General features: G+C 46.7%; 26 protein-coding genes and 1 riboswitch. Of the genes, 2 read left to right on the top strand and 24 right to left on the bottom strand.

Annotation, left to right across the window (positions count from 1 at the left end):
- The 22 genes from C558_RS0105680 to C558_RS0105575 all read right to left on the bottom strand — a co-directional run bounded on the left by C558_RS0105680 (nucleotide 1) and on the right by C558_RS0105575 (nucleotide 19863).
- Nucleotides 1-717, bottom strand: a complete 717-nt coding sequence (locus C558_RS0105680) for a response regulator transcription factor (protein ID WP_018755277.1) — start codon at nucleotides 715-717, stop codon at nucleotides 1-3.
- Nucleotides 718-787: 70 nt separating this feature from the next.
- A complete protein-coding gene (gene ccsA / locus C558_RS0105675) occupies nucleotides 788-2050 on the bottom strand; it encodes a cytochrome c biogenesis protein CcsA (RefSeq protein ID WP_018755276.1) in 1263 nt (420 codons plus the stop codon).
- Nucleotides 2047-3723, bottom strand: coding sequence for a cytochrome c biogenesis protein ResB (resB, locus tag C558_RS0105670; protein WP_018755275.1), 1677 nt, complete (start codon nucleotides 3721-3723; stop codon nucleotides 2047-2049). Before resB ends, ccsA begins: the two co-directional genes overlap by 4 nt.
- A 105-nt stretch (nucleotides 3724-3828) precedes the next feature.
- Nucleotides 3829-4347: a thiol-disulfide oxidoreductase ResA gene (resA, locus tag C558_RS0105665; RefSeq protein ID WP_018755274.1), complete on the bottom strand. Its 519-nt coding sequence runs from the start codon at nucleotides 4345-4347 to the stop codon at nucleotides 3829-3831.
- 126 nt (nucleotides 4348-4473) lie between these two features.
- Nucleotides 4474-5220: a pseudouridine synthase gene (locus C558_RS0105660; RefSeq protein ID WP_018755273.1), complete on the bottom strand. Its 747-nt coding sequence runs from the start codon at nucleotides 5218-5220 to the stop codon at nucleotides 4474-4476.
- A gap of 20 nt (nucleotides 5221-5240) precedes the next feature.
- Nucleotides 5241-5579: an N-acetylmuramoyl-L-alanine amidase gene (locus tag C558_RS0105655; RefSeq protein ID WP_018755272.1), complete on the bottom strand. Its 339-nt coding sequence runs from the start codon at nucleotides 5577-5579 to the stop codon at nucleotides 5241-5243.
- An 89-nt stretch (nucleotides 5580-5668) separates the two neighbouring features.
- The gene (locus C558_RS0105650) at nucleotides 5669-6202 is read right to left on the bottom strand and encodes a spore maturation protein (RefSeq protein WP_018755271.1); all 534 of its coding nucleotides are present in this window, start codon (nucleotides 6200-6202) and stop codon (nucleotides 5669-5671) included.
- 14 nt (nucleotides 6203-6216) lie between these two features.
- Complete coding sequence (locus C558_RS0105645; RefSeq protein ID WP_018755270.1) at nucleotides 6217-6867, bottom strand: nucleoside recognition domain-containing protein; 651 nt, start codon at nucleotides 6865-6867, stop codon at nucleotides 6217-6219.
- A gap of 21 nt (nucleotides 6868-6888) precedes the next feature.
- Nucleotides 6889-8094: a D-alanyl-D-alanine carboxypeptidase family protein gene (locus C558_RS0105640; RefSeq protein WP_018755269.1), complete on the bottom strand. Its 1206-nt coding sequence runs from the start codon at nucleotides 8092-8094 to the stop codon at nucleotides 6889-6891.
- Nucleotides 8095-8248: 154 nt separating this feature from the next.
- Nucleotides 8249-8737: a GerW family sporulation protein gene (gene ytfJ / locus C558_RS0105635; protein WP_018755268.1), complete on the bottom strand. Its 489-nt coding sequence runs from the start codon at nucleotides 8735-8737 to the stop codon at nucleotides 8249-8251.
- Nucleotides 8710-9387: a DUF2953 domain-containing protein gene (locus C558_RS0105630; RefSeq protein ID WP_018755267.1), complete on the bottom strand. Its 678-nt coding sequence runs from the start codon at nucleotides 9385-9387 to the stop codon at nucleotides 8710-8712. The genes ytfJ and C558_RS0105630 overlap by 28 nt, the downstream gene beginning before the upstream one ends.
- Nucleotides 9388-9503: 116 nt before the next feature.
- Nucleotides 9504-10103, bottom strand: coding sequence for an SMC-Scp complex subunit ScpB (gene scpB / locus C558_RS0105625; protein WP_018755266.1), 600 nt, complete (start codon nucleotides 10101-10103; stop codon nucleotides 9504-9506).
- The gene (locus C558_RS0105620; protein ID WP_018755265.1) at nucleotides 10072-10869 is read right to left on the bottom strand and encodes a segregation and condensation protein A; all 798 of its coding nucleotides are present in this window, start codon (nucleotides 10867-10869) and stop codon (nucleotides 10072-10074) included. The genes scpB and C558_RS0105620 overlap by 32 nt, the downstream gene beginning before the upstream one ends.
- Before the next feature lie 41 nt (nucleotides 10870-10910).
- A complete protein-coding gene (gene ribH / locus C558_RS0105615) occupies nucleotides 10911-11378 on the bottom strand; it encodes a 6,7-dimethyl-8-ribityllumazine synthase (protein WP_018755264.1) in 468 nt (155 codons plus the stop codon).
- Between the two features lie 36 nt (nucleotides 11379-11414).
- Nucleotides 11415-12653: a bifunctional 3,4-dihydroxy-2-butanone-4-phosphate synthase/GTP cyclohydrolase II gene (locus C558_RS0105610; RefSeq protein WP_018755263.1), complete on the bottom strand. Its 1239-nt coding sequence runs from the start codon at nucleotides 12651-12653 to the stop codon at nucleotides 11415-11417.
- Nucleotides 12654-12682: 29 nt separating this feature from the next.
- Entirely contained in the window at nucleotides 12683-13351 is a 669-nt protein-coding gene (locus tag C558_RS0105605; protein ID WP_018755262.1) for a riboflavin synthase, read from the bottom strand.
- A gap of 34 nt (nucleotides 13352-13385) precedes the next feature.
- Nucleotides 13386-14486: a bifunctional diaminohydroxyphosphoribosylaminopyrimidine deaminase/5-amino-6-(5-phosphoribosylamino)uracil reductase RibD gene (ribD, locus tag C558_RS0105600; protein ID WP_018755261.1), complete on the bottom strand. Its 1101-nt coding sequence runs from the start codon at nucleotides 14484-14486 to the stop codon at nucleotides 13386-13388.
- A gap of 216 nt (nucleotides 14487-14702) precedes the next feature.
- Nucleotides 14703-14863, bottom strand: a riboswitch (FMN riboswitch).
- A gap of 162 nt (nucleotides 14864-15025) precedes the next feature.
- Nucleotides 15026-15457 (bottom strand): peptidylprolyl isomerase, encoded by a 432-nt coding sequence (locus tag C558_RS0105595; protein WP_018755260.1) that lies wholly within the window; start codon nucleotides 15455-15457, stop codon nucleotides 15026-15028.
- Between the two features lie 154 nt (nucleotides 15458-15611).
- On the bottom strand, nucleotides 15612-16943 hold the full coding sequence (gene lysA, locus C558_RS0105590) for a diaminopimelate decarboxylase (protein WP_018755259.1): 1332 nt from the start codon (nucleotides 16941-16943) through the stop codon (nucleotides 15612-15614).
- 128 nt (nucleotides 16944-17071) lie between these two features.
- Nucleotides 17072-18646: a spore germination protein gene (locus C558_RS0105585; protein ID WP_245583757.1), complete on the bottom strand. Its 1575-nt coding sequence runs from the start codon at nucleotides 18644-18646 to the stop codon at nucleotides 17072-17074.
- Nucleotides 18647-18803: 157 nt separating this feature from the next.
- Nucleotides 18804-19265: a stage V sporulation protein AB gene (locus tag C558_RS0105580; RefSeq protein WP_018755257.1), complete on the bottom strand. Its 462-nt coding sequence runs from the start codon at nucleotides 19263-19265 to the stop codon at nucleotides 18804-18806.
- Nucleotides 19228-19863 carry a stage V sporulation protein AA gene (locus C558_RS0105575; protein WP_018755256.1) on the bottom strand — a complete coding sequence of 212 codons (636 nt, stop codon included), beginning with the start codon at nucleotides 19861-19863 and terminating at the stop codon, nucleotides 19228-19230. Before C558_RS0105575 ends, C558_RS0105580 begins: the two co-directional genes overlap by 38 nt.
- 161 nt (nucleotides 19864-20024) lie before the next feature.
- Here C558_RS0105575 and C558_RS0105570 point away from each other — a divergent pair, with 161 nt between their 5' ends.
- Both C558_RS0105570 and C558_RS0105565 read left to right on the top strand, forming a co-directional pair.
- Nucleotides 20025-20357: an ArsR/SmtB family transcription factor gene (locus C558_RS0105570; RefSeq protein WP_018755255.1), complete on the top strand. Its 333-nt coding sequence runs from the start codon at nucleotides 20025-20027 to the stop codon at nucleotides 20355-20357.
- A 34-nt stretch (nucleotides 20358-20391) separates the two neighbouring features.
- Entirely contained in the window at nucleotides 20392-22593 is a 2202-nt protein-coding gene (locus tag C558_RS0105565) for a heavy metal translocating P-type ATPase (protein WP_018755254.1), read from the top strand.
- 93 nt (nucleotides 22594-22686) lie between these two features.
- Here the strand turns inward: C558_RS0105565 and C558_RS0105560 are convergent, their stop codons facing one another.
- Nucleotides 22687-23415 carry an NAD-dependent protein deacylase gene (locus C558_RS0105560; protein WP_018755253.1) on the bottom strand — a complete coding sequence of 243 codons (729 nt, stop codon included), beginning with the start codon at nucleotides 23413-23415 and terminating at the stop codon, nucleotides 22687-22689.
- Between the two features lie 52 nt (nucleotides 23416-23467).
- The gene (locus tag C558_RS0105555; RefSeq protein WP_018755252.1) at nucleotides 23468-25243 is read right to left on the bottom strand and encodes a methyl-accepting chemotaxis protein; all 1776 of its coding nucleotides are present in this window, start codon (nucleotides 25241-25243) and stop codon (nucleotides 23468-23470) included.
- Nucleotides 25244-25282: the final 39 nt, after the last annotated feature.

The raw sequence follows: 25282 nt of genomic DNA, 5'->3' as shown, positions 1-25282 counted from the left end.
TTATTTCGGCACCTCAAGCTTGTAACCGACGCCCCAGACTGTTGTAATCATTGCTGCAGATTCAGGAGAGACTTTATTCAATTTCTCACGCAACCGTTTGACATGGGTATCCACTGTCCGTAAGTCGCCGAAGAACTCATAATTCCATACATCCTTAAGCAGCTCTTCCCGTGAGAATACCTTATCCGGGGAAACCGCCAAGTAATGCAGAAGCTCATATTCTTTCGGTGTAAGGCCGACCTCTTGTCCGCCTGCCGTTACACGATGCGCATCATGCTCAATGAGCAAATGCGGGAATACGATATTGTTGCTTGAATTCGCTTCTTTCGATAAGAATGCAGTTGCGGAAGAACGGCGCAGAATGGCCTTCACACGATAGATGACCTCTCGCGGGCTGAAAGGCTTGACGACATAATCATCTGCCCCCACTTCAAACCCCTGCACACGGTTAATTTCTTCTCCTTTAGCAGTTAACATGATGACCGGAGTCGCTTTGGATTGACGCAGACGTGTGCACACCTCTACCCCATCGATCCCTGGGAGCATAACATCGAGCAAGATAAGATCAAAGTCAGAGTCGAGCGATTTCTGCAATGCCGTCTCGCCATCCTCGGCTTCCTCGATAATATAACCTTCCTTCTCCAGATACATCTTCAACAAGCGGCGAATCCGCTCTTCATCATCGACTACCAAAATCCGATTCAATTGATCCGTCATGTAGGCACTCCTCCAACAATTTATGTAGAACTCTATTTATCTGCATTGGAGTATATTCGACCTATCCCCTCTATACTCCTGCGTAAGAATGTAAACCAGCAATAACAAGATTGACGCCGACAAGTGTGAACATGACGACTAAGAAACCTATGACGGCAAGCCATGATGATTTCGTTCCTTGCCAGCCGCGCGATAAACGCAAATGTAAATATGCACTGTAGAACAACCAAGTAATAAGCGCCCATACTTCCTTCGGATCCCATCCCCAGAAGCGCGACCAAGCGATTTGCGCCCAGATCATAGCGAAGATAAGTGCTCCTAAGGTAAAGAGCGGGAATCCAATCGCAATGGCACGGTAGCTGATCTCATCCAAATCTTCCGGATCAATGCCGTCCATCGCAGGATGAATCGCTGCACCAAGCGATTTGCGTACAATAAGTCGCAGCAGACCATAGAGGATGAGACCTGAGATTACGGCCCAAACGACTGTGTTAAGCTTCCGTCCCGCATTTGCTCCATTCATCCAAGATGGAGCTTCGAATAGAGGTTTGCTCATCCCCAGGAAGGAGTCGAATTTCACGGTTTCGCTATCATAAGGGGCTACAATGGCAGGCAGCTTGTATTTGACCTCTTCTATTTTACTACTTTCCTGCTGCTGGCTGTCAACTGTTACAATCGTTTGTTTGAAGACAGCTTCATAACCCATCGCTCTGAACGTAAATACAGAGGCGATAAAACCTATAATAATGAGTACTGACAACAATGTGATCTCTACCCAGCGCTGCGCTCTAACCGCTTTTTTGGTCTTCGAAGCAAAGTCAACTGTACGTAGAAGATACATCAGTCCTGCAGCAAAACCAACCGCGAAGAAAGCTTCCCCCGTTGCAGCTGTCGTCACGTGAATTTTGAGCCAGATACTATTGAGCGCTGGAATTAACGGCTGTACTTCTTGCGGGAACACCGACGCATAAGCCATGACGATAATCGCAACAGGTACTGCGAACACGCCTAATACCGCAGTTCTGTAAATTAAATACACAATCGTAAATGCAACCATGATCATCATGGAGAGAAATGACATGAATTCATACATGTTACTGGTCGGAATATGGCCTCCGCCAATCCAACGCGTAAAGAAATATGTAATTTGCGCGATCGTACCAAGCGTTGAAGTTGTAAACGATATCACTTTCCAGCGCTTCAAATGTGCTGCCGGGTCGGATTTCTTCCACATCTTCCCGGAGATTGCAATCACGTAGAATACGAAGGCCAAGCAATATAAGAAAAATGCCGCTAAAAAAGCATCACCACTAAAGTCTAATAAAGATTTCATCGATTTTCCCCTCCGTTATCTAGCGATTTTGCATCCACTTCGATATTCATTTGCTTCAGCAAATTCGCCACATCGCTTCGCATGCCATACCAGTTCTTATTCGTATGTCCTCCGAGTGTTAACTGCTTCCCGTCAAAACGCAGCCAAATTCTACGATGATTCCAGTAGAAGCCCATCACGAGACCGAGCATAGAGATCGCAGCACCCACCCAAATAAAAGGCATCGCACTATCCACGCGGATCGTTAAGAACGACGTCGTGCTTAGTCCAACATTTTTCATACCATTGACTTTGATCTCGAATTTCTTCGCGAAGTCTCCGCTTAACTTGGCATTGAGAGCCTCTTGATCGAACCGTTCCTTGTCAATCTGAAGCGGGAAATAGAAATACAATTCACCTTCCTTCGCGAGATCAGGTCCAGTAATGAGGAACAAGAAGGCTGGCGCATTTGGTTCCTGCGATTTGGTCACTGGTTGTCCTTCCTCATTTAATCCGAAATCGAGATATTTCTCTTTCAGCTCCAAATGATATGGCCCCACGTCATAGGACAGCGCGGAGTCACGCATTTCCAATTGGAATTCGCCATAGACCTCACCGGTCTCTTTATTGCGGAATTCCGGTTTGACCGATCGCAGGCGCAGTGTCGGATCATAATCCGTCTGATACGCCATAAACCCATTGTAATCCAGCGGTTTATTCACTTCGATATTATGACGAGTCACTTCCTTAAGCACCGGCTTCTTCGACGGATCGTCACATTGCTCCACACATTCGTAGAGCACTGCATTCGTCTCATACAATTCGGCGATCAACCGATTCTCGCCCTGCATTTCTTTCGGAAGTTCGGAATCCTTATAATACTTGACCGTGAATTTCTCATTCTTCAGATAATAGTTCGTATCCGGAATCCGCTTCACTTCCCCTTCTGGAAAAGCGATATATTGATCCATATACCAGCCTGGAATTCCTCGTGCAAGCACCGCTAATAAGAAAATAATCAGTCCAATATGATTGATATAAGGACCCCAACGGCTAAAACGATACTTCTCTGCGAGCAGCGCAGAGCCGTCTGTATGTACGCGATAGTGTCTTCTGCGAAGCGGCTTCACCGCCTGTGCAACCCATTCCTCAGCGGACCCTGTTAGTGCGATCTCTTGTTGATAGACGACCTTCTGTCTCGTTAAGAATCGCATATGTTTGCGAATCTGCTGCTTGCTAAGTGCACGATAAAGTGGTAGAACGCGATCCAGACTACAGATCACAAGTGAAGTCCCAATCATTACCAGCAACGTAACAAACCACCAGGACGTATACGTATGTGATAGACCGAGCGTGTAATATATTTTCCCGATCGTCCCGTAGGTTTTCTCGTAATACGTCGACGGATCCCCATTAATGAAGGTGCTCTCTTGAGGGAAAATCGTTCCGAGCGTCGCACCAAGCAGCGTAGTAATAATTAAATAGACCGCAATCTTAACCGATGAGAAGAAATTCCAAACCTTGTCGATAAGCGACGGGTTAGCTTTCTGAGATTTCCGTGCGACGCCGTCATATCGCATTTCCAGCGGTTCATTCGCATCCTCCGCATCATTCAGCGGTTTACCGCAATATTCGCAGAGCACCGTGCCAACATGATTCTGATGCCCGCACTCACATTTCGTATTTTGAAACACTGTGAAGACCTCCTACTGATCCATAACTCGAACTAATGATGTACACCCTTTCAAAACATGCCAAAGAAACAGTTAAATCCAGAGTTCAAAAATTGGAATTACCTCTTAGTTTAACTGTTTCAGTCGCTCTTCAAGCGTGTCTTCGTCCAGCATCCCGACATAGATATCCGTGATCTTCCCTTTGCTGTTTACAAAATACGTCGTCGGCATTGGACCGATCGCATATTTCTTCGTAGCGAGCTTATCCTTATCTAATAGGATCGGAAAATCTACACCGAATTGCCCAACGAAATTTTTGACCGTGAGCTCATCTTCACCAACATTTACACCGATAATCTCAACGTTCTTATCTTTCATAGCTTTCCACGTTTTCTCGAGCAGCGGCATTTCTTTGACGCACGGTTCACACCAAGAGCCCCAGAAATTGATGACAAGGCCTTTCCCTGTGTACTCATCCAGCTTATGTACTTTGCCATCCAGACCAACTAAAGAAAAAGCGGGCGGTTCACTGCCACGTCCAGGTTTATCATCCGATTTGAATACGGCAGACCCGATAGCATAACCACCCAATATGAAAACGCCAAGCAAAATAACAATCTGTACGATTCTTCTCGAATTCTTCATCTGACGTCCCCTTCAATGATGTACATCACACCTTGCGATGTATTAATTAGATATCCTATGAACATTATAGCTAAAATTCGGTTATCGACATCTGGGGAATTTTGAAATTTATGTGTACGAGATCGATTACTTCCGGCGTTCTTTATTCTTTTTCGATAAGGCTAATTGCTTCAATTCATTGATTTCATTCGGCGTTAACGGGCGCGTTCTACCGCGCTTCAAATTCATCAGCGACAAATCACCGAATTTGATCCGCTTGAGCCTGATGACTTTATGAGAGATCGCTTCGAACATCCGGCGAACCTGACGGTTCCGACCCTCGTAGATCGTAATCCGAATCGTCGCCTGCTTCTCTTCAACATTGATATCCTGATACTCCAGCTCGGCCGGCGCTGTCATGCCATCTTCCAGCATAATGCCTTCCTTAAGCTTCTCGAGTTTATCGCCATGAGGAATGCCTTCAACCGTTGCGAGATAAGTCTTAGGTACATGATGCTTCGGATGGGTGAGCAGATTCGCGAACTCTCCATCGTTGGTCAGCAATAACAAACCTTCCGTATCATAATCAAGACGGCCTACAGGGTATACCCGCTCTTTGATCCCCGTCACGTAATCCGTAACAACTTTGCGTCCTTTCGGATCGGTAGCGCTCGTAATGACACCCTTCGGCTTATTCATCATTAAATACACTTTACTCTCGGATTGAATAGCTCGTCCATTCACAGTAATCACATCTTGCGTTGGATCAGCCTTGACCCCAAGTGTGTTTACCGTCTCGCCATTCACTTCTACTTTGCCCTCTAGGATTAATTCTTCGCATTTACGACGAGATGCAACCCCGGCAGCTGCCAAAATTTTCTGTAATCTTTCCATGCTTTATCCTTCACCTCGATCTAATGATACCTATCCTGCTCCGAAATCACAAGTTCATTCCATGGGAAAATGGATCCGGGGCATAATTCGGTATGCGAAAAGAGCTGATTGGGATCAATCTGATACAATGAAGCAAGTGTGACCAGGAGTTTCTGGGCAACAAAAAGCTGCTCCTGATGGGCAGGAGCCAGATCAACGATCTTGGAATAATCACCCTCAAAACAAATATGGATGTATTCCTCATCCATGGGGGTGGTAGCAGGAATAATTGTGGCATCCGCACAAATAAAAAAATCAAACCCTTTGCCATTAATCGAGGGGCAAACGGAATGATGAATAATAAATCCTTGAATCTGCATACAGTCCGCCTCTTTTCTCGCGTTACGCGAAGTAGAACTGCTACAGTATATGGTTGATATGATCTGTTGGTGTCCAGTCTCTTGATGCTCTATGCGAACACCAAGAAACAGACCACTATTGCTGCAACGAAACCGATTAGATCGGACAGCAAACCAACTTTAAGAGCGTACCGTCCTTTCTTAATGCCCACCGCACCAAAATAAACGGTAAGGACATAGATCGTCGTATCCGTGCTTCCTTGGATCGTCGAAGCCATACGCCCAATTAAAGAATCTGGTCCGAATTGTTGAATAAGATCCGTCGTAAAAGCGAGAGAGCCCGCACCTGTAATCGGTCGAAGTACTCCAAGCGGAAGCACCTCGCTCGGTATACCGATCGCATCGAATAAGGGACGGACGAATCCGACCATCAAATCCATGGCACCTGAGGCTCTAAATACACTGATTGCCACCATCATCCCGACCAAATGCGGAATAATCTGAATCGCTGTATCGAATCCATCTTTCGCACCGTCTACGAAGGTCTCATAGACCGGTACCTTACGAAAAAACGCGTATAATGGGATAAACACAATAATGGCAGGAATGGCCCACGTTGAAATCGTTGAAATAATCGAATACATGTCAGATCACCCTTTCATGTCGTCGATGTCGGGGCAGACCGATTCGGTGGTGGTGGCGTCTTCGGCAGCGGTGGGATCGGTCTAGATTTATAATATCGATGCCTGTACCAACGATCAATTAACATCGCGGCACAAGTCGCAATCATCGTGGCAATCAATGTTGTACCGACAATCTCTGCGGGGTTCGAAGACTCGAATTTCAATCGAATCGCGATTAAGGTCGTCGGAATTAAGGTAATACTTGACGTATTCATGGCAAGTAATGTACACATCGCTGGCGAAGCAGCATCCTTGTCCGGATTCAATTTCTGAAGCTCCTGCATCGCTTTGATCCCCATCGGCGTCGCCGCATTACCGAGCCCGAGCAAGTTGGCACTCATATTCGACATGATATACCCGAGCGCTGGATGGTTCTTCGGGACATCAGGAAACAGAAACCGGACAATAGGACCTAACAACTTCGCAATCTTCTGCAGTAACCCTGCATCTTCCGCGATGCGCATGATACCGAGCCAGAAGACGAGAATACTAATGAGTCCAAAACAAACCGTTACACCGGTCTCAGCCCCCGTAAACAGCGCCTTAGTCACATCATCCACTCGGCCCTGCAGTACGGCAACTATAAATCCAACCAATATAAAAAATAACCAAATGAAATTGACCACGTTTTCCTCTCCCCCTATCCGTCAATCGAACGCTGTGAACAATGCGTTGAACACCGCTCTCGCAACATCAATCAAGCTTCCCCGAGCTTGATGGGATGAACGGCTTGCATAGGCTGCATTCACTTGCTCATTCGCGAACACAGATCGATCCTTCGTCATTAACAGCGTACTGTCCTTCTCATATAGTGGAATGACCCCTAATTGTTTATCACCTAACAATACATACAGTTTGCCGCGTTCCCCAAGGGTGTAATCCATCGATGAGCGGACCGTTACTACGAGCTTCGTCCGAAGTTGTTCCAGTTCCCCTTCTGCAAAAGGATAGGAGAATGACTTTCCAATTTGATAAGGGTAATTCTGTACCCCTTGTCCTTTCTGATAAATATCCTTGAGCGGAAAGTGTTGAAACCCATAATCGAGCATATGCTTATGGTCAACCCAGTCCGTACCATCATTCAGTGTTACAGCAACAAGCTGTTGTCCTTGGCGGGTAGCAGAGCTGACCAAGCAGCGAAGCGCTTTTTTGGTATACCCTGTTTTCACACCATCCGCACCCTCATACATTTGCAGCATCTTGTTCTTATTCAGCCAGCTATAATCCCAATTGTCATTCGGATTTGGCGCTTTTTTCACCTTCGTCTTTACAATATCACGGAAGATCGGATTTTTAAGCGCATATGCCGTTAATACAGCTAAGTCATTCGCAGATGAATAATGACCCTCCGCATCCAAACCATGCGGATTCATGAAGTGGCTATTATGCAGCCCTAACATTTCTGCCTTCTGGTTCATCATCAGTACAAATCCTTCTTCAGAGCCACCGATATGCTCGGCGATCGCTGTGGCTGCATCATTTCCTGAACGAAGCATGAGCCCGTACAACATGTTCTCTAGGGACATTTCCTCACCGATTCTCAAATAGATCGATGATCCTTCCTTGCCTGATGCGCGTTTACTGACCTCAACCTTATCAGACAATCGTCCATGTTCAATCGCAACGATCGCTGTCATAATTTTCGTTAAACTTGCAATACGCATGGATTCGTCGCCATGACTGCTCCATAAAATACGCCCCGACGTGACATCAATGAGCGCAGCTGCCTTTGCATTCGTCCGTACTTCGGTTTCTATTGTCCGGTTACCTGTCGCCCAAGCAGAGCCACTCGTAATTCCCCAGAACAATACGAAGAATATCATCATCTTCGGTAAACTTATGGCCTTTCTCATTTTCACCCTCCGTGTTATAGGTTCCTTGTCTTCTCATCTATATGCTTATCCACATCAGAGTATGTCCTATTCAAAAGAACTGTATCCTTAAAAATGGAAGCTCATGGTACAAAAAAACCGCTCCGCGATCTTTTGCCGCGAAGCGGTGTTCTTGTTAATTCGAGAAATTCGGAGGCATATATCCGCTTGGTTCGGGTGGACTCGTCGTTGAATCCGCACTCGACTTCGCGTTCGATTTATTCTCCGTCATAGTCTTATACTTCTCCATAACTTGCGGAATTGAATCGATAACCCGTTCAACAAGATGTGTCTGGTTATCCAGCGATACGATACGTACACCATGTGTCCCTACGACCAGGAAGGCCATTGGTGTGATGGATACACCACCGCCGCTACCACCACCAAAAGGAAGTGCTACATCGGCTTGATCATGTTTTGGATCGTTTGATTTGGACTTTGCACGATCCTCTGTATGAAACTCACTACCGCCTGCAGCAAATCCGAATCCAACCTTACTGATCGGAAGAATAATACTGCCATCCGGTGTCTGAACCGGCTCTCCTACGATGGTGTTGACTTCCACCATTTTCTTAATATTTTCCATCGAAGTTTGCATCAAACCTTGAATAGGATGCTCTGCCATAATTTCAGTCCTCCTTTCACTTTCACAATGCGTACAAGAAGAACAACGCCTGCAATCATAGCGTGTCCGAAGCGAATTTTCGCTATGCAACGCAACTCAGTGGTAAATTGCGGGTCATTGAAATGCGTATGTACCTCTAGCCCAGGCATATGCTCTAATCGAATCGTATGCGACAACCAGCCCATAATCGTTCCTTTCAGGGCCCAGGTGATCCCTGAAGCCATCCCGGTTTCGACGACATCCTCAAACCCGATATGCGTCTCCCAGGTGAGAACATCACAATGCACACGTCGAAGCAGCTTCTGCACCCAACGTTTAAAATCTGCCGTAAACCGAATGATTAGCAAAATATGATCGTAGATGTTCTGAATAAAATCAATATTAAGTTGAATATGATCATGGGAGTGTCCTAACACGTTATCCTTCTTCTCCCGCTTCATAAGGAATCCTTGATCGAACCCCTTGAACTTAATTTGTCGAATTTGATAATTGAATTTTACAAGACCGAAGAGCATTCGTACTTTAATCGAAAGATAGTCGTCTCTCTCCACTTTATTGAACAAAATTTTAATATCGACATACGTACATGCTGCAATCAGCACGGCGATAAGGATACAGCCTATTATTCCTAGTACAATCCAAATCCACACAAGCAAGAACCCCCTGACTCTTTTTCCCTTCGGATAGTATGGCTGATATTACTTCTTTTCATGACAAAAACAGCCTATCTCGGTTCAACCGAGATAGACTGTCTTGGGTGTATAACCTATTTCATATCATCAATCGTCATTTGATGACCATCGAGCTTCTCGAAGAGCAATTGTGTCTCTTCATCCAGATCCATATCACTCTCAAATTGAGAAGAATCCGGCAGCCCTTTGAGACTATCGAGTCCAAAATAATCCAAAAACGATTTCGTCGTCCCGTAGAGGATTGGACGGCCAATGGCTTCTGCACGCCCTACTTCCTCAATTAGATCTTTAGACATCAAGGTCTGCAGTGCACGATCGGATTTCACACCACGGATCTCTTCAATATCTACACGTGTAATCGGCTGCCTATACGCAATAATGGATAACGTCTCCAGCGCCGCTTGGGATAATGTGGAACGCGATGGCGAATAGGCCAATCGTTCGAAATAAGGTGCATGCTCCGGTACTGTCGTCAATTGAAAGGCATTTGCGATCTCAGTAATCTGAATACCTCGCTTGGAACGCTTATAATCCCCTTTTAAATCATGAATCACATCAAGCACTAAATCAAGCGGTTGTTCGACGACTTCGGCGATTTGCCTTGCTGTTAATCCTTCGTCGCCTGCCACAAATAATAGTCCTTCAATAATTGATTTCATTAACTTGAAGTCCATCGATGCTCTCGTCCCCCTTCCATTCGATCACAATATCATCAAATAATTGATCTTGATAACATCGGATCTGTTTCATCTTCATCAGCTCTAAGATGGCTAGAAAGGTTACGACAATTTCATGCCGGTCCATCTCTTCATTTAGCAGCTTCGAGAATAATACTTTACCGCCTCTGCCTACCCGATGTAAAGTAGAAACGACATCTCGAATGCGATCTTTCACCGAAATTTCATCACGATGGATTCTTGCAACGGTATTTCGGCGCGTCGCTTTGCGCAATGCCTTTTGAAAGGCCTTGATCAGATCCGCTGTATGAAGACCTTCGACTGGATTTTCTTGCACCGTCGGCATAAAAGGCGTCAAATCCTCGGGTTCACGCGAGAAGATCAGACTCCGCTCGAGCTCCTTCTCCCGGAGATGATCCGCAATTCCTTTATACTTCCGATACTCAATCAGCTTCTGAATCAATTCCGCACGTGGATCAAGCTCATCCTCAGGATCCATATAAAACTCTTCATCCCATTCAATAACCGGAGGTTTCGGTAGCAGCAGCTTGCTTTTCATGGAGAGGAGCGTCGCCGCCATCACAAGAAATTCGCTCGTCACATCGAGCTCCAGCTCCTGCATCGTATTTAAATATTCCATATATTGATCCGTAATTTCACTGATTGACACGTTCTGGATATCAATTTCCGCTTTATCAATGAGATGCAGCAGCAAATCGAGCGGTCCTTCAAATGTCTCCAGCTTATACGTTACCGTCGTCAAAATGACTTCCTCCCGCTTATCTTCTTATTAATAGATAAGCATTATTTGAACTGTTTCGTCAAGTTCGCCATTTCAATCGCAGTCACAGCCGCTTCCCAACCTTTGTTCCCTGCTTTGGTACCTGCACGCTCAATAGCCTGCTCGATGCTATCTGTTGTGATGACACCAAAGATTGTAGGAACACCTGTTTTCAGGTTAATTGCACTTACACCTTTCGCTACTTCGCTGCACACGAAGTCAAAATGTGGTGTTGAGCCGCGAATAACGGTACCTAGGGTAATCACTGCATCATATTTGCCGCTCTCCGCCATTTTCTGTGCAATTAATGGAAGCTCGAATGCGCCTGGTACCCAAGCAACATCAACTTCATTCTCTTCTGCACCATGACGCTTCAGTGCGTCCAACGCACCGCTTAACAGTTTTGTCGTTATAAATTCATTGAACCGTCCTACAACGATCCCGTATTTTAATCCACTAGATACTAAATGTCCTTCGAAAATGTTCGCCATGCTCCAACATTCCTTTCTTTGTCTCCGATTTTTATATTATTTCACTTCATTCTGCTCGACATCATCGAACTTGAGCATATGCCCTAGCTTCGCTTGCTTCGTATGCAGATATTTAGTGTTATCTTTGTTTTCTTGCATCTGAATAGGGACGCGTTCAATGACTTCAAGGCCATACCCTTCCAGACCTTTAATCTTGCGTGGATTATTCGTTAGAAGACGAATTTGGCGGATTCCCAGGTCCTTCAGAATTTGTGCGCCAATGCCATACTCACGAAGGTCAGCAGGAAAGCCTAATTTTAGATTCGCCTCCACGGTATCCAGCCCTTGCTCCTGCAGTTTATACGCACGGAACTTATTAATGAGCCCGATCCCACGGCCCTCTTGGCGCATGTAGAGCAATACCCCTTGTCCCTCTTGTTCGATTTGACGCATTGCCGCTTCGAATTGCGGTCCGCAGTCACAGCGATGGGAATGGAATACATCGCCGGTCAGGCACTCCGAATGCACGCGCACGAGCACGGGTTTCGAGGGATCAATCTCGCCTTTTACGAGCGCGACATGTTCTTTACTGTCCACTTCATTCGTGTAGGCAACTGCATGGAACTCACCGAAATCTGTTGGGAGCTTCACTTCAACTTCACGTTTAACCAATTTATCCTTCTCATTCCGATAATGGATCAGTTCTTCAATCGTTATGAGCTTCAGGTCATGCTTCTTCGCGATTTCTACGAGATCCGGCAGCCTTGCCATCGTACCATCTTCCTTAATCACTTCGCAGATGACACCTGCTGGGTAAGATCCACATAGACGGGCCAAATCAACAGCCGCTTCCGTATGCCCGGCACGACGCAGAACCCCGCCTTTCTTCGCAACCAAAGGGAACATATGACCAGGCTTGCGGAAATCTCCCGGCTTTGACGCTGGATTGATCAGACCTTTCACCGTACTGGAACGTTCAAAAGCCGAAATCCCTGTCGTCGTATCGATATGATCGACCGATATCGTAAAGGCTGTGCCATGGTAGTCCGTATTATGAGATACCATCGGTGCCAAGTCTAGTTCCTCTGCACGCTCTTCCGTGATCGGCACACAGACAAGACCACGCCCTTCCGTAATCATAAAGTTAATCACATCAGGGGTCGCCTTCTCCGCAAGCGCAATGAAGTCCCCTTCATTCTCACGGTCTTCATCATCTACGACAATAACGACCTTACCCATCATCAGATCATATATAGCTTCCTCAATCGGATCGAACCGATAGCGTTCTTCACTCATCTTCCAATCACCTTCGCTTTCTTCCAGATTTATATGAACCCATTCTCTGCTAGAAATTGTTCGGTCACTCGGCTACCAGGTTTAGTCTGTTCTCCACTTGAACGGTAGTGCAGCAAATGATCGACATATTTGCCGAGCACATCGCATTCGATATTGATGGTTGACCCAGAATTCTTCTCTTGCAGCACAGTCTCTGCCAAGGTATGAGGAATGATTGATACGGAGAAGACACTATCCGCTGGGTCAGCCTTGACCACCGTTAGACTAATGCCATCCAATGTAACGGAGCCTTGCGGGATAATAAATTTGAACATCGCATCTTCATCCGGCTTGATCTCGAATACGACCGCATTCGCATCTTCGGACCGACCGATAATCATTCCCGTTCCGTCCGCATGTCCTTGAACGATATGGCCGCCGAATCTGCCATTCGCCTTCATCGCTCGTTCTAGATTAACCCGACTCCCTGGTTTCAGCTGACTCAAATTCGTATGTCGGAATGTCTGTGGCATAACATCCACGGAGAAGGACGCCTGATCATAAGCGATCACCGTCAGGCAAACCCCATTTACAGCAATACTGTCCCCGAGCTGCACGTCATCCATAATCTTAGATGCCTCAATGTGTAGAATCATGGCTTCTCCTTTGCGATAGATGCGCCGCATAGTTCCAATCTCTTCGACCAATCCTGTAAACATCGTATTCTCCCTCCCTTCCATTCAATTCGTTAGACTAACCGCGGGCAGGGTATCCTGTAATACATACATTATCCCCGAGCTGTTCCACCGTTATTTCCTTTAATGTGATGGCCTCACTCATCTTCTCAAATCCATCGAAGACGATATTTCCAGGTGCTGTGAAGCCCCCAATAATCTTCGGTGCAAAAAAGAGCATGACCTTATCAACACAACCTGCCTCAAGCATCGAGCCATTTAAGCGTCCGCCGCCTTCGAGCAATATCGAGCTGATCTCCAGCTCGCCCAATCGATCCATCGCTAGTGCCACATCGACATGGTCTCCAATGCCGCAGCGAAGCACTGTAGCCCCTTGCGCTTCAATCTCTCGCACACGTTCCGGATTTGCCTGATCCGTTGTAATAATAATCGTTGGCGCAACCCCATCCTGAAGGACTTTAGCATCCTTCGGAATACGAAGCTTCGAATCCACAACGATTCGTGTTGGATGCAGACCTGGTACGGGCAGTCGAGTCGTTAGACTTGGATCGTCCGCGAGTAGGGTTCCGATCCCGACCATAATGCCTTGATGCTGATGGCGGAGTGTATGTACGATTTCGCGAGCCATCTCGTTCGAGATCCACTTGCTATCGCCAGTCTTTGATGCAACTTTGCCATCTAATGTGCTCGCTGTCTTCAGCGTTACGAATGGACGTCTTGTCGTTATATATTTAATAAATTTCTCATTGAGTTTGATCGCTTCAGCTTCCAAGATACCTACTACAACTTCGATTCCTTGCGAACGTAGCATTTCGATCCCTGTCCCCGCAACTTGTGGATTCGGATCTAGACAAGCGACAACGACGCGTTTCACGCCTTCACGGATCAACCGTACACTGCAAGGCGGCGTTTTCCCATAGTGACTACAAGGCTCCAGCGTCACATATGCGGTACTTCCTACAGCTTCTGCTCCCGCCATATTCAGTGCATGGACTTCAGCATGCCCCGTGCCACGCTGCAGATGTGTACCGAGCCCGACAACACGCCCGTCCTTGACAACAACACATCCAACAACCGGATTAATTCCCGTCTGGCCAACGGCTCTCTCAGCCATTTGAAGTGCAAGTCGCATATAAAATGCATCATTCATGACTTCCACCCTCATCCCCACCTTTCTCTCTCCAGTTCTCTTCTTAGCATGGCAAAAAACCCCTTGGTGCATGCCCAAGGGGTTAGAAGTTCGGTTCAACGTCAGACTCATACCTATGAAACGAATCCAGATTCATCTTTAAATAGACGTCACCAAATAGAGTCAACGCAATCGCCTTTTATAAAAAAAGCGCGTGAACTCCCGCAGATTCGATTCTGTGTCTTTCGTTTCCTTCTCCCATCCAGACTTTACTGTCGGTCTCGGATTTACACCGAGTCAGCCTTCACCCGTCTTGCTGCCAAGACATGGATCCGGGTCACGGACTTCACGAGTTTTACGCTCGTATCACCGCCGGTTGGGAATTTCACCCTACCCCGAAGGAACATCACATTTTCTCACACAGCTTATCATCTGCGCTTACAAAAAGCAAGCACATCCATCACTGCAAGAAGGCCTGAATCATGTTATAGAGAGATGATCCTCAAGCCGCCACATAAAACAAAAACCCCGCAGGCCAATGCCTACGGGATCTCATGTATGCGTAAAATTTAGACTTCAGTCACTTGAACCGTTTCCATACGGTCTTGGCCTTTGAATGTATCGACATGCTCCATACCTGATACAACTTTACCAAATACAGTATGTTGTCCATCCAAATGCGGTTGTGGTTGATACACGATATAGAATTGGCTGCCGCCTGTGTTACGGCCTGCATGGGCCATAGCAAGTGCACCGCGCTCGTGCTTGTTCGGATTAATTTCGCAATTGATTGTGTATCCAGGGCCGCCTGTTCCTGTTCCTTTTGGGCATCCGCCTTGCGCGACAAATCCAGGAATAACACGGTGGAAAGTAAGTCCGTTATAGAACCCTTCATTCGCTAATTTTTCGAAGTTCGCTACTGTATTCGGTGCATCCTTTTCGAATAATTCAATTACAACTTCTGCGCCATTCGCCATTTTGATGTTTGCTTGTTTAGCCATTGTATAGAACACTCCTTATTTGTTATGTAAAAATCTACACCTTAGTTTACTATGAATAGGCTGGATAAGCAAAACTTCTATGAGAGTTCCATTGAAAAACATAAAACGGCCCCCCTTCTACCGAAGGGAGGCCCCTGCAAGCTCTCAATTACGATTACTTCGTTACTGCAACTTTCTTCATCCGCTCAGGAATCATGTCATTCCCGACGATATTATCGAACGATTCACGTGCAACCACGATGTCCGCTTGCCCATCCTTCGCGAACACAACAGATGGGCGACGAATCCGGTTGTAATTGCTCGCCATCGCATAGTTATACGCTCCTGTACAAGCAACAGCAAGCAGATCCCCGCTGTTCACTTTTGGCAGGTCTAAATCCCAGATCAACATATCACCGCTCTCGCAGCATTTCCCAGCGATTGATACGGTCTCAACCGTCTCTTCATTAGCACGATTCGCTAGAATCGCTTCATATTTGGATTCATACAGCGCTGGGCGCGGGTTGTCCGTCATGCCGCCATCAACAGCGACATATTTACGTACACCAGGGATCTCTTTGCTCGTACCCACGGTGTACAACGTCGTCCCTGCATCCCCGACGATACTGCGGCCTGGTTCGACCCAGATCTCAGGAAGCGTATCGCCTAATGCAGCGAAATGCATCTTCACGCCATCCGTGATGGCTTTAACATATTGCGCAACTTGAAGAGGCGTATCGCCTTCCACATAACGAATCCCAAAACCTCCGCCGAGGTTCACCACTTTAAATATCACATTCAGTTCATCACGCACTCGAAGCGCGAACTGCGCAACACGTTCAACCGCCATCTGGAATCCTTCCACCTCAAAAATCTGGGAACCAATATGCGAATGAACGCCCAACAAATCAAGATTCGTTAGGCTTGAAGCTTCACGTACAGCAACAAACGCAGACCCGTTACCAATATCAAATCCGAACTTCGAATCCGTCTGGCCAGTCGAGATATATTCGTGGGTATGTGCTTCAACGCCAGGTGTTACACGCAAGAGAACGTTCACACGCTGAGCCTTCTCAGCTGCGATGGAATTGAGCAAATGCAATTCGATGAAGTTATCGACGACGAAGCAACCGATACGTGCATCAATCGCCATCTCGATCTCTTCGATCGTCTTATTATTTCCATGGAAATGAATACGGTGTGCTGGGAAACCCGCTTGAAGCGCTGTATAGAGTTCACCATCAGATACAACATCAAGTGACAAGCCCTCTTCATCAGCTAGACGGCACATCGCCATGACACAGAACGCCTTGGATGCATATGCAACCTGAAAATTCAATCCGGATTCACGGAAAGCTGCAATATACTCACGGCAACGTTTGCGAACTAATTCCTCATCCACAATATATAAGGGGGTTCCAAATTGCGCTTTCAATTCCGTGACGTCGCATCCTCCGATCTCTAAATGTCCTTGGGAATTAATCTGACTTGTGCCATGTAAGTACATATCATATCTCCTCTACTTTTTCATCTATATGTCGGATTGGAAATGTTTACGTTCCAAATTTTACAACATTATAGCAAATAATCTGTAGAAGAAGAATGGACTAATTTGCAGATCATTTGTATTTTTATTTATTCGGATTTTTGCTTTCTCATTTTCGTACTATCGACAGTTTGGTTGTAACTCGGGCGTTTTTTCATATTTAGCACAGGCTTACGGATGATAATATTGAGCATCGCCTTTGCATTAAATGGTATGAACGGCCACAGGTACGATGAGTTGTAAGACCGATGCACTGCAAGAAACAAGATGACGATTGTTGATCCGACAATGAATCCAGCTCCTCCAAAAATAGCCACTGCGATCAACAGTAGCAATCGAACAATCCGGTTGGCAAGGGACAATTCATAGCTCGGTGTCGCGAACATCCCGATGGCGGCGACGGCCATGTATAAGATAACTTCGGGAACGAATAACCCTGCCTTCACCGCGACATCACCGAGGAGAATCGCCGCCATTAACCCCATCGCTGTCGAAAGCGGTGTCGGCGTGTGAACGGCAGCCATCCGCATCAGGTCTACCCCGATTTCTCCAATGAGAAACTGGACTATTAAAGGCAGCTTACTCACTTTTTGCGCTCCAATAAAATTAAACACAGCTGGTTTAAATTCAGGATGCGTGGCCAGCAACAACCACATCGGCAGCACGAAAAGTGATGCGAATATACCAATGAATCGCACCAACCTCAAATAGGTCCCCATAAATGGCGTCTGCCGGTTCTCTTCCGCATGCTGACACAAATCGAAAAAGGTCGTTGGTAGGATCATCACAGAAGGGGAAGTATCCACGAATAAGACGATGTTGCCTTCTAATAGTTGAGCTGCAACAACATCGGGTCGCTCCGAATATCTTGCGAGGGGGAAGGGATTCCAGCTCTTGTTAATAATCGCTTCCTCCAGCTGTTTATCAGCTAGCGGCAGACCGTCAATGTCAAGCTCTTTTATCTTGTTGCGTATCGATTCCACATCTCTGGAACTGGCAATATCATCGATAAAGGCAATAGCAACATCCGTCCGTGTTCTTCGGCCCACTTGAATAAGCTCGTAATGAAGTCCTGGATCCCGAAGTCTGCGACGCACGAGCGTGACATTGGTTAGCAGCGTCTCTGTAAACCCGTCACGCGCACCGCGTACGACCCGCTCCAGTGACGCCTCTTCCGGCCCTCTGCCGGGGAAGTTCTTTACATCCATCACTATTGCAATCGATTCATGCTCGATGAACAGTGCACTCCCACCCGCAAGCACTTTGTTAATGGTTTCACTCATCTTATGCACTTTCTCTACTTGAATGTGAGGGATATAGCGTTCAAAAATTGCTTTTACCGCATTCGCGGTCAATTGTTCGGGCTTAAGATACGTTAATCGTTCCAATACCAAGGTCATCACTTCGTCTTTAGCAAATCCATTCAAATAGAATAGCCCCGTTCGACGATCTCCGAAGGTCATCTCCCGAAATATGACATCAAAGCTTTTATTAAGGCCAACGACATGCTGCAATGTCTTCTTTACTTGATCAAGCCTCTTTGCAACTTGATCATCCGATTGCCAATAAATAATCGCTTCCTCAATGGTATCCGATTTCTCGCTATTCCGATGATGAGTCTGATCATTATTCTGGTCCTGGTTCCCTTGATCATGACCTTGCATATCCTGGCTACGGTGGAGGTCGGAATGCAAATGTTCTGGAATCGGGTCTGCATCATTCCCCATGAGATTCATGGCTTCATTCGGAACATCATTTTCATGGGGTGTGTTGTTATTCGTCTGCATGCTAAATCTCCCTTTATCCTCATCTCAATCTTGTTTAGTGATAAATTAACCAATCAAATAATGACCCAGTTACTTTACCAAGTACCATTGCCATTAATAATCCGAACATGTAACGTACGATACCTAGTCTTTTGGCTAGAATCGGGAGTACATTCAGTACCTCTGTTAGAGCTGCAGCGAGCAATCCGATAAATAATCCATGGAGAAGGCCTATCGATCCAGACAATATCGGTGTGAGCCACGCAATTCCGAATTTGAAATCCCAGAAGTCAGCGACTGTCCAATATAATGAACCGCAGACCATCGCCCCTTCGAACCAATGTACTTTATCGTAAGAGCGCGTTAGTTGGGCTAGCCTCGGTATAATATCCAGCACGATAAATAACGCAACAAGCCCACCTCCCACTGCGATACCTCCAGCCAATCCGATGAATAGATTACTGAATATCACAAGCGCATCAATCACGCGAATCACCTTGCTTCTGAAGCCGATCATATTCTCCCGTCACAACAAAATGATTCAAATTCTCTTGATACAGAAATATCTCAAGCTCAAGCGGTGTCGGCTCCTCATTAAATTTCTTCTTAAATACATGATTAAAAAACACAACCATACCAAAACCTATTCCAATCGAATAGGCAATCTGGAACAAGATAGGCCGCTGCGTCTTCTGTCCCGAAATCAGCTCGACAATGCGTTGTTGAACTTCGAGCATACTCACATCCGCATGGAAATTCATTATAGCGAGTCCAGAGCCGAAGAATAGCAATAACCACACTAGAATGAACAGCAGAACGCTTGGCTTCTTCGGTTGGGTTACAATATCGATCAACACATGAGGCTCGCCAAAATACTCAATTTTCATTCCTGGCTCTATCTGATGCACGGCGCTCACAATGCGCATCATATCAATCATAATGATATTGCCATCTTCTTTCCGAGGATGATATAACACGAGCCCTGACAGCCTGTCGTACCAAGTGGGATCGATGAGCAGCTCTGCAATATGGCCAAGGGTTATCGATTTTCCTCGCTGAAGTGAAACACGTCTTCGAAGACGTAAATATAGTGTAGGGGGGGATCGAAGTTCCATCCAAAAATGATCCTCCTTTTTTCGGATTTCGTTCCAAGTGTACCCTTAGTATGGGAATTGTTGTTGAAATCTAGTCACATAAATCTCTTGCATCCATCGACAAGATGTATTACATTATATGTATAGATACTCATATATTCATTAAGGTGGTGTACATACCCATGCATGATCCTAATCAACGTTCCGAAGAATCCCTTCCCTGCACGACCTTGGATGAGGAAACGCTATTCATGGTGTCACAGACATTCAAAGCGCTGTCCGATACGACACGAATTCGCATTCTCCATTTACTCTCACAGCGCGAATGCTCAGTCAATGAAATCGCTGAAGAATTATCCTTACTTCAATCAACTGTGTCCCATCAATTAAGATTTCTCAAAAATCTAAGACTCGTCAAATTTCGCCGAGCCGGAACAACCCTATACTACTCGCATGATGATCAGCACGTCATGGATTTACTATCTGAAGCGATACACCATGCATGTCATGACTAGCTAGAACCAAGAATAGCATGAGAGGTGAGCTGTTATGGAACAACAACAATTTCGCATACGTGGACTTAGCTGTGCGAATTGCACACGTGAAATGGAAGAAGAAATACGCACGCTCGAGCATGGCGCTGAAGCGACACTAAGCTATAACACAGGTAAATTAACCGTCAATTCGAATATAGCGCTCGATCAAGTTGAGCAGATTCTACGTCGTGACGGTGCACGAATGGAGCCGCTCCATTCATCGAATCATATCGATCCAACGGAACATAATGAACATGAACATCATCAGCACCATGCTCACGAAGATGGAGAAGACAATCAACATCCAGGCCATGCCCATGATCACGGGCACGACCACCACGCACATAGTCATGATCATTCGCATGCGGGCGGACAACGCTTACCGATAATTCTCATTACTTCTACGTTGTTATTTGGTATCAGCGCAATTTGGGGCAGCGCCATGGGAAATGCCGTATCCATCGGAATGTACCTGATTGCCATCGTACTTAGCGGATACAGCACCTTCATGCAAGGTGCTCGCAACGTCCTTCGTTTGAAGTTCAATATTGATACATTAATGACTATTGCGTTAATCGGGGCTATTGCGATTGGGGAATGGAAAGAAGCGACGCTCGTTGCAATCCTATTCGGTCTGAATGAGTGGCTTGAAGGACTCGGAATGGAGAAAGCTCGTAGATCGATGGAGGCGCTGCTTCAAGTCGCGCCGAAGCAAGCCACACGCATTCGTGATGGTGTGGAATCCATCATTCCGATCGCAGCTCTTCAGGTCTCAGATATCGTTCTCGTCCGCTCTGGTGAGAAGATCCCCTCGGACGGAACGATCATGGAAGGTCACAGTTCCGTGAATGAAGCAGCCATCACCGGTGAGTCGCTGCCAGTTGATAAGCGTGTCGGCGAATCAGTATTTGGCGGAAGCATTAACAATGAAGGGGTCTTGAAAGTTCGAATCGACAAAGCTTATGCGGATTCCTCTCTCTCTCGCATTCTGCACCTCGTTGAGGAAGCGCAAGAGACGAAGACGCCGACCGAACTGTTCATTAATCGATTTTCAACCTATTACACGCCAGCAGTCATTGTCATCGCCATACTCGTTATGCTGGTACCTCCGCTATTCCTCGGTGCGAGCTGGGGAGCATGGTTCTATCAAGGTCTTGCCGTACTCATTGTCGGTTGTCCATGTGCACTTATTCTCTCATCTCCGATTGCCATTGTGTCCGGGATTACACGCAATGCACGTAACGGTATTTTGATTAAGGGCGGCGTTCATCTGGAGCAGTTAGGCAAGGTCGATACCCTTGCATTTGATAAGACGGGAACACTCACGAAGGGCGAACCGCATGTGGAGAGAACCATCACCTATAATCATGATCGGTTCTACCCTGTTGCCGCGGCGATTGAGAAATCATCCTCCCATCCGCTCGCGAAAGCGATTATGAAAAAAATCGCGGATACGGATATTGAAATGCAGGAACCGGACTCTATTCAGACTGTACCTGGGCAAGGGATCGTCGCAATGATCGAAGGAACAAGATACCGTGTAGGTAATGAACGAAGCTTAACGGATTTCGTTATCCCTTCTATCGCTCAGAAAGATATTGAATTGTTAAAACAGGAAGGGCTCACGCTAGTCCTAATCGCGGATGACGATCACATTCTAGGAATGTTCGGGATTGCGGATGAAATCCGTCCCGAAAGTGCACAAGTAATTGATGAATTGCATCGTCTAGGCATTCGCCGTACCGTAATGCTGACAGGAGACCATGAGCGAACAGCGAGCAAAGTTGCAACCGCGGTTGGTGTGCGTGAAGTTTACAGCGGGCTGATGCCTGAAGATAAAGTGGCACAAGTTCGAACCCTTGCTGCACAAGGGACGGTTGCCATGATTGGGGATGGAATCAATGATGCGCCAGCTCTCGCATCCGCTCAGCTCGGTATTGCGATGGGTAAAGGGACAGACAGCGCCATTGAGGTGGCTGACCTCGTCCTCATGCAGGATCATCTCGGCAAATTACCAGAAGCCGTGCGCATTGCTCGCCGCGTCAATCACGTAATCCGCACGAATATTATCTTCGCGCTCGGACTGAAAATTATCGCACTCCTCCTCACCATTCCAGGTTGGTTGACGTTATGGTTCGCCATTCTCTCCGATATGGGGGCGACGATTATCGTCACTTTGCTCAGCTTGACGATCTTAATCCAGAAGAAACGATAACATGGAATAGAACACATGAAGAACCTTCGAATGATTAACATTCTAATGATAAAGAGGCTGTCCCTTTAAGGAACAGCCTCTTTCGCCTGATCATTATTCAACGAGTTCACTTAAGACGCTACCAATGCTATCCGAAATGACGAGGTCCGCCATACGATCCATCGGGGTTGAACTTTTATTAATGAGGATGAACTTGTTGCCCCGATACAACCGGACTAGACCGGCTGCGGGTTGAACGGTCAGCGAAGTGCCGGCAACGATCAGCATATCGGCTTGCTGAATATCATGGGCCGCGCGACCAAGCAGCTCCATATCAAGACTTTCTTGATATAATACGACTTCTGGTTTGATCAGCCCTCCGCAATTCTTACAATAAGGCACGATTCCTTCCGATGCCATCACCGCATCCAGTCCATAACGCGATCCGCAATCCGTGCACCGGTTCCTGTGGATCGAGCCATGCAATTCAAGCACGTTTTGGCTATCCGCTTTTTGATGAAGACCGTCAATATTTTGGGTTATAATCGACTTGAGCTGGCCTCTCTGCTCGAGCCTGACCAACGCTTCATGCGCTTGGTTCGGCATCGCATCGGTATAGACCATTTTGGACTTATAGAACGTATAGAAATCCTCTCGCCGTTCCCAGAAGAAGTCCCGGCTTAATATGTCTTCCGGTGCATATTTCTCATTCGTCCCTGTGTTATATAGACCACTCGCCGATCGGAAATCAGGAATTCCGCTTTCCGTCGAGGTCCCCGCGCCGCCGAAAAACACGATGTTCCGACTCTCGCTGACGAGCTTCTTCCATTCATTCAACTGCATACGACACCTGCTTTACTCTTTTCTTCGATCCTTCTATTGTATCAGACCTCGACTAGATCTTAAATTGCCCGGCCATCTCTCGAAGCTCTTCTGCCATCTGGTGCAGGCGCTCGGAAGATTGCGATATTTCCTCCATGGATGCGAGCTGTTCCTCCGTTGTTGCCGAGACGGTCTGGGAAGCCTTCGCCGTCTGCTGAGACATTCTCTCCATCTCCTGCATCGATATGGCAACCTCTCTACTGCTGCCTGAGATCTGTTCCGACACCGTCGCTGCTTCTTGACATTGTTCCACGACACGTTGACCCGCTTCCAGAATACGAACGAAGACATGACTTGTCTCTTGAATGGCACTGACGGCTACTCCGAATTCTCGCTTGCCTTGATCCATGGATGACTTCGCCAGCTCAACCTCTTGCTGAACTTGAATAATGACTTCGCTAATCTGTGCTGCAGATTGATTGGAACGTTCTGCGAGCTTGCGAATTTCTGCCGCAACAACTGCAAATCCTTGTCCGTAATCGCCAGCACGCGCCGCTTCAATGGACGCATTCAGCGCGAGCAAATGGGTCTGATCAGCAATTTCACGAATCATTTGTACAATCTCATCAATCTCCGAAGATTGTCCGTGCAGCGCAGAAATCGTTGTACTTAGACCCTCCACCGTGCTAGCAATTTGATTCATTTGCGTAAGGGACTGATGCAGATGCTCATTCCCTTGTTCCGCTTCCTTCATGGATTCTTCCGATGCGTCGTAGGATTGTGTTGATGTTGCGGCGAGCTGTACGATGCCCTCTGAAGCTTGTCCGATTGCTCGCGTCGCACCGTGCAAATTCCGCGCTTGATTTTCGTTCATTGACGCAATTTCAATGATCGAATCTGCGGTATGTCCTGCGCCTTGAATGGACTCCTTCAACACTTGAGCTTGGCGATCGGACTCATGAGATAATGTATCCGCATTCACAGATATGCTCGTGATCAACTCATGCAGGCTCGTCTGCAATTGGTTAAATGACTGCACAAGCCGCCCACTCTCATCCCGATTCTCGCAATACAGGGACTCTCCGGTAAGATCTCCCCGCGCAATCCGTTCCGCTGCAAGCGTTACACTACGAATCGGTCTAGATACATGTCTTGCGAAAATCGTTAGAATCCCTGTACCCACGAGGAGGCAGATCACCAGTGTAATCATAATCATCTTCAGGATATGGATTTGGCCTTGATTGAAATCCTGCATGTAGGAGCCGGCAGCGATGACCCACCCCCACTTGGGGTCTTGATCTGCATAGACGATCTTTAACGCTTCCTTCTGCGCATTCCCCTTATCGTCTGTCTTCGGCAAAGGCCAGTTATAGAATACGGACCCACCTCCGTCCTGTGCCTTCGCAATTAATTCCTGAATATAGAATTGACCATCCGATGTCTGCTTGTCCCATATATTCTGACCTTCTAACAGCGGATGCGCGAGAAGGCTACCTTTGGCGTCTAATACATAGAAATAGCCGTTCTCTCCAAGATCAATTTCTTTGTTAATGGGACGATGTCCCTCACGATCCTTCTTCCCTAGAATAATCTTCTTGAATTTCTCCTGTGCCTCCAGCTCGGTCATATCACCGCGCTCTACCCCATCCTGGAGGGAACCCATCAGCTCCATGGCAAAATGCACATTATTCTTAATGTCCCGCTCAATCAATGCATTACTCTCTTGCTTCGATGACTGATAGCTTACGATCCCTAAGGTAATAATCGGAAGAATAAGCAGGCATAACCCGACGGTTAATAGCTTGCTGCGAATCGTTAGCCCCTTGTAACGGAATATGGGTGTTCTCATCTCTCTATACCTCCAAATCCAATGTCCTGCTGCGAATAG

It is taken from the genome of Paenibacillus terrigena DSM 21567, from assembly GCF_000374845.1.
Taxonomy (GTDB): Bacteria; Bacillota; Bacilli; order Paenibacillales; family Paenibacillaceae; genus Paenibacillus_K; species Paenibacillus_K terrigena.
Note: the sequence above shows the minus strand (reverse complement) of the source record. Positions and strands in the feature narration are given on the sequence as shown.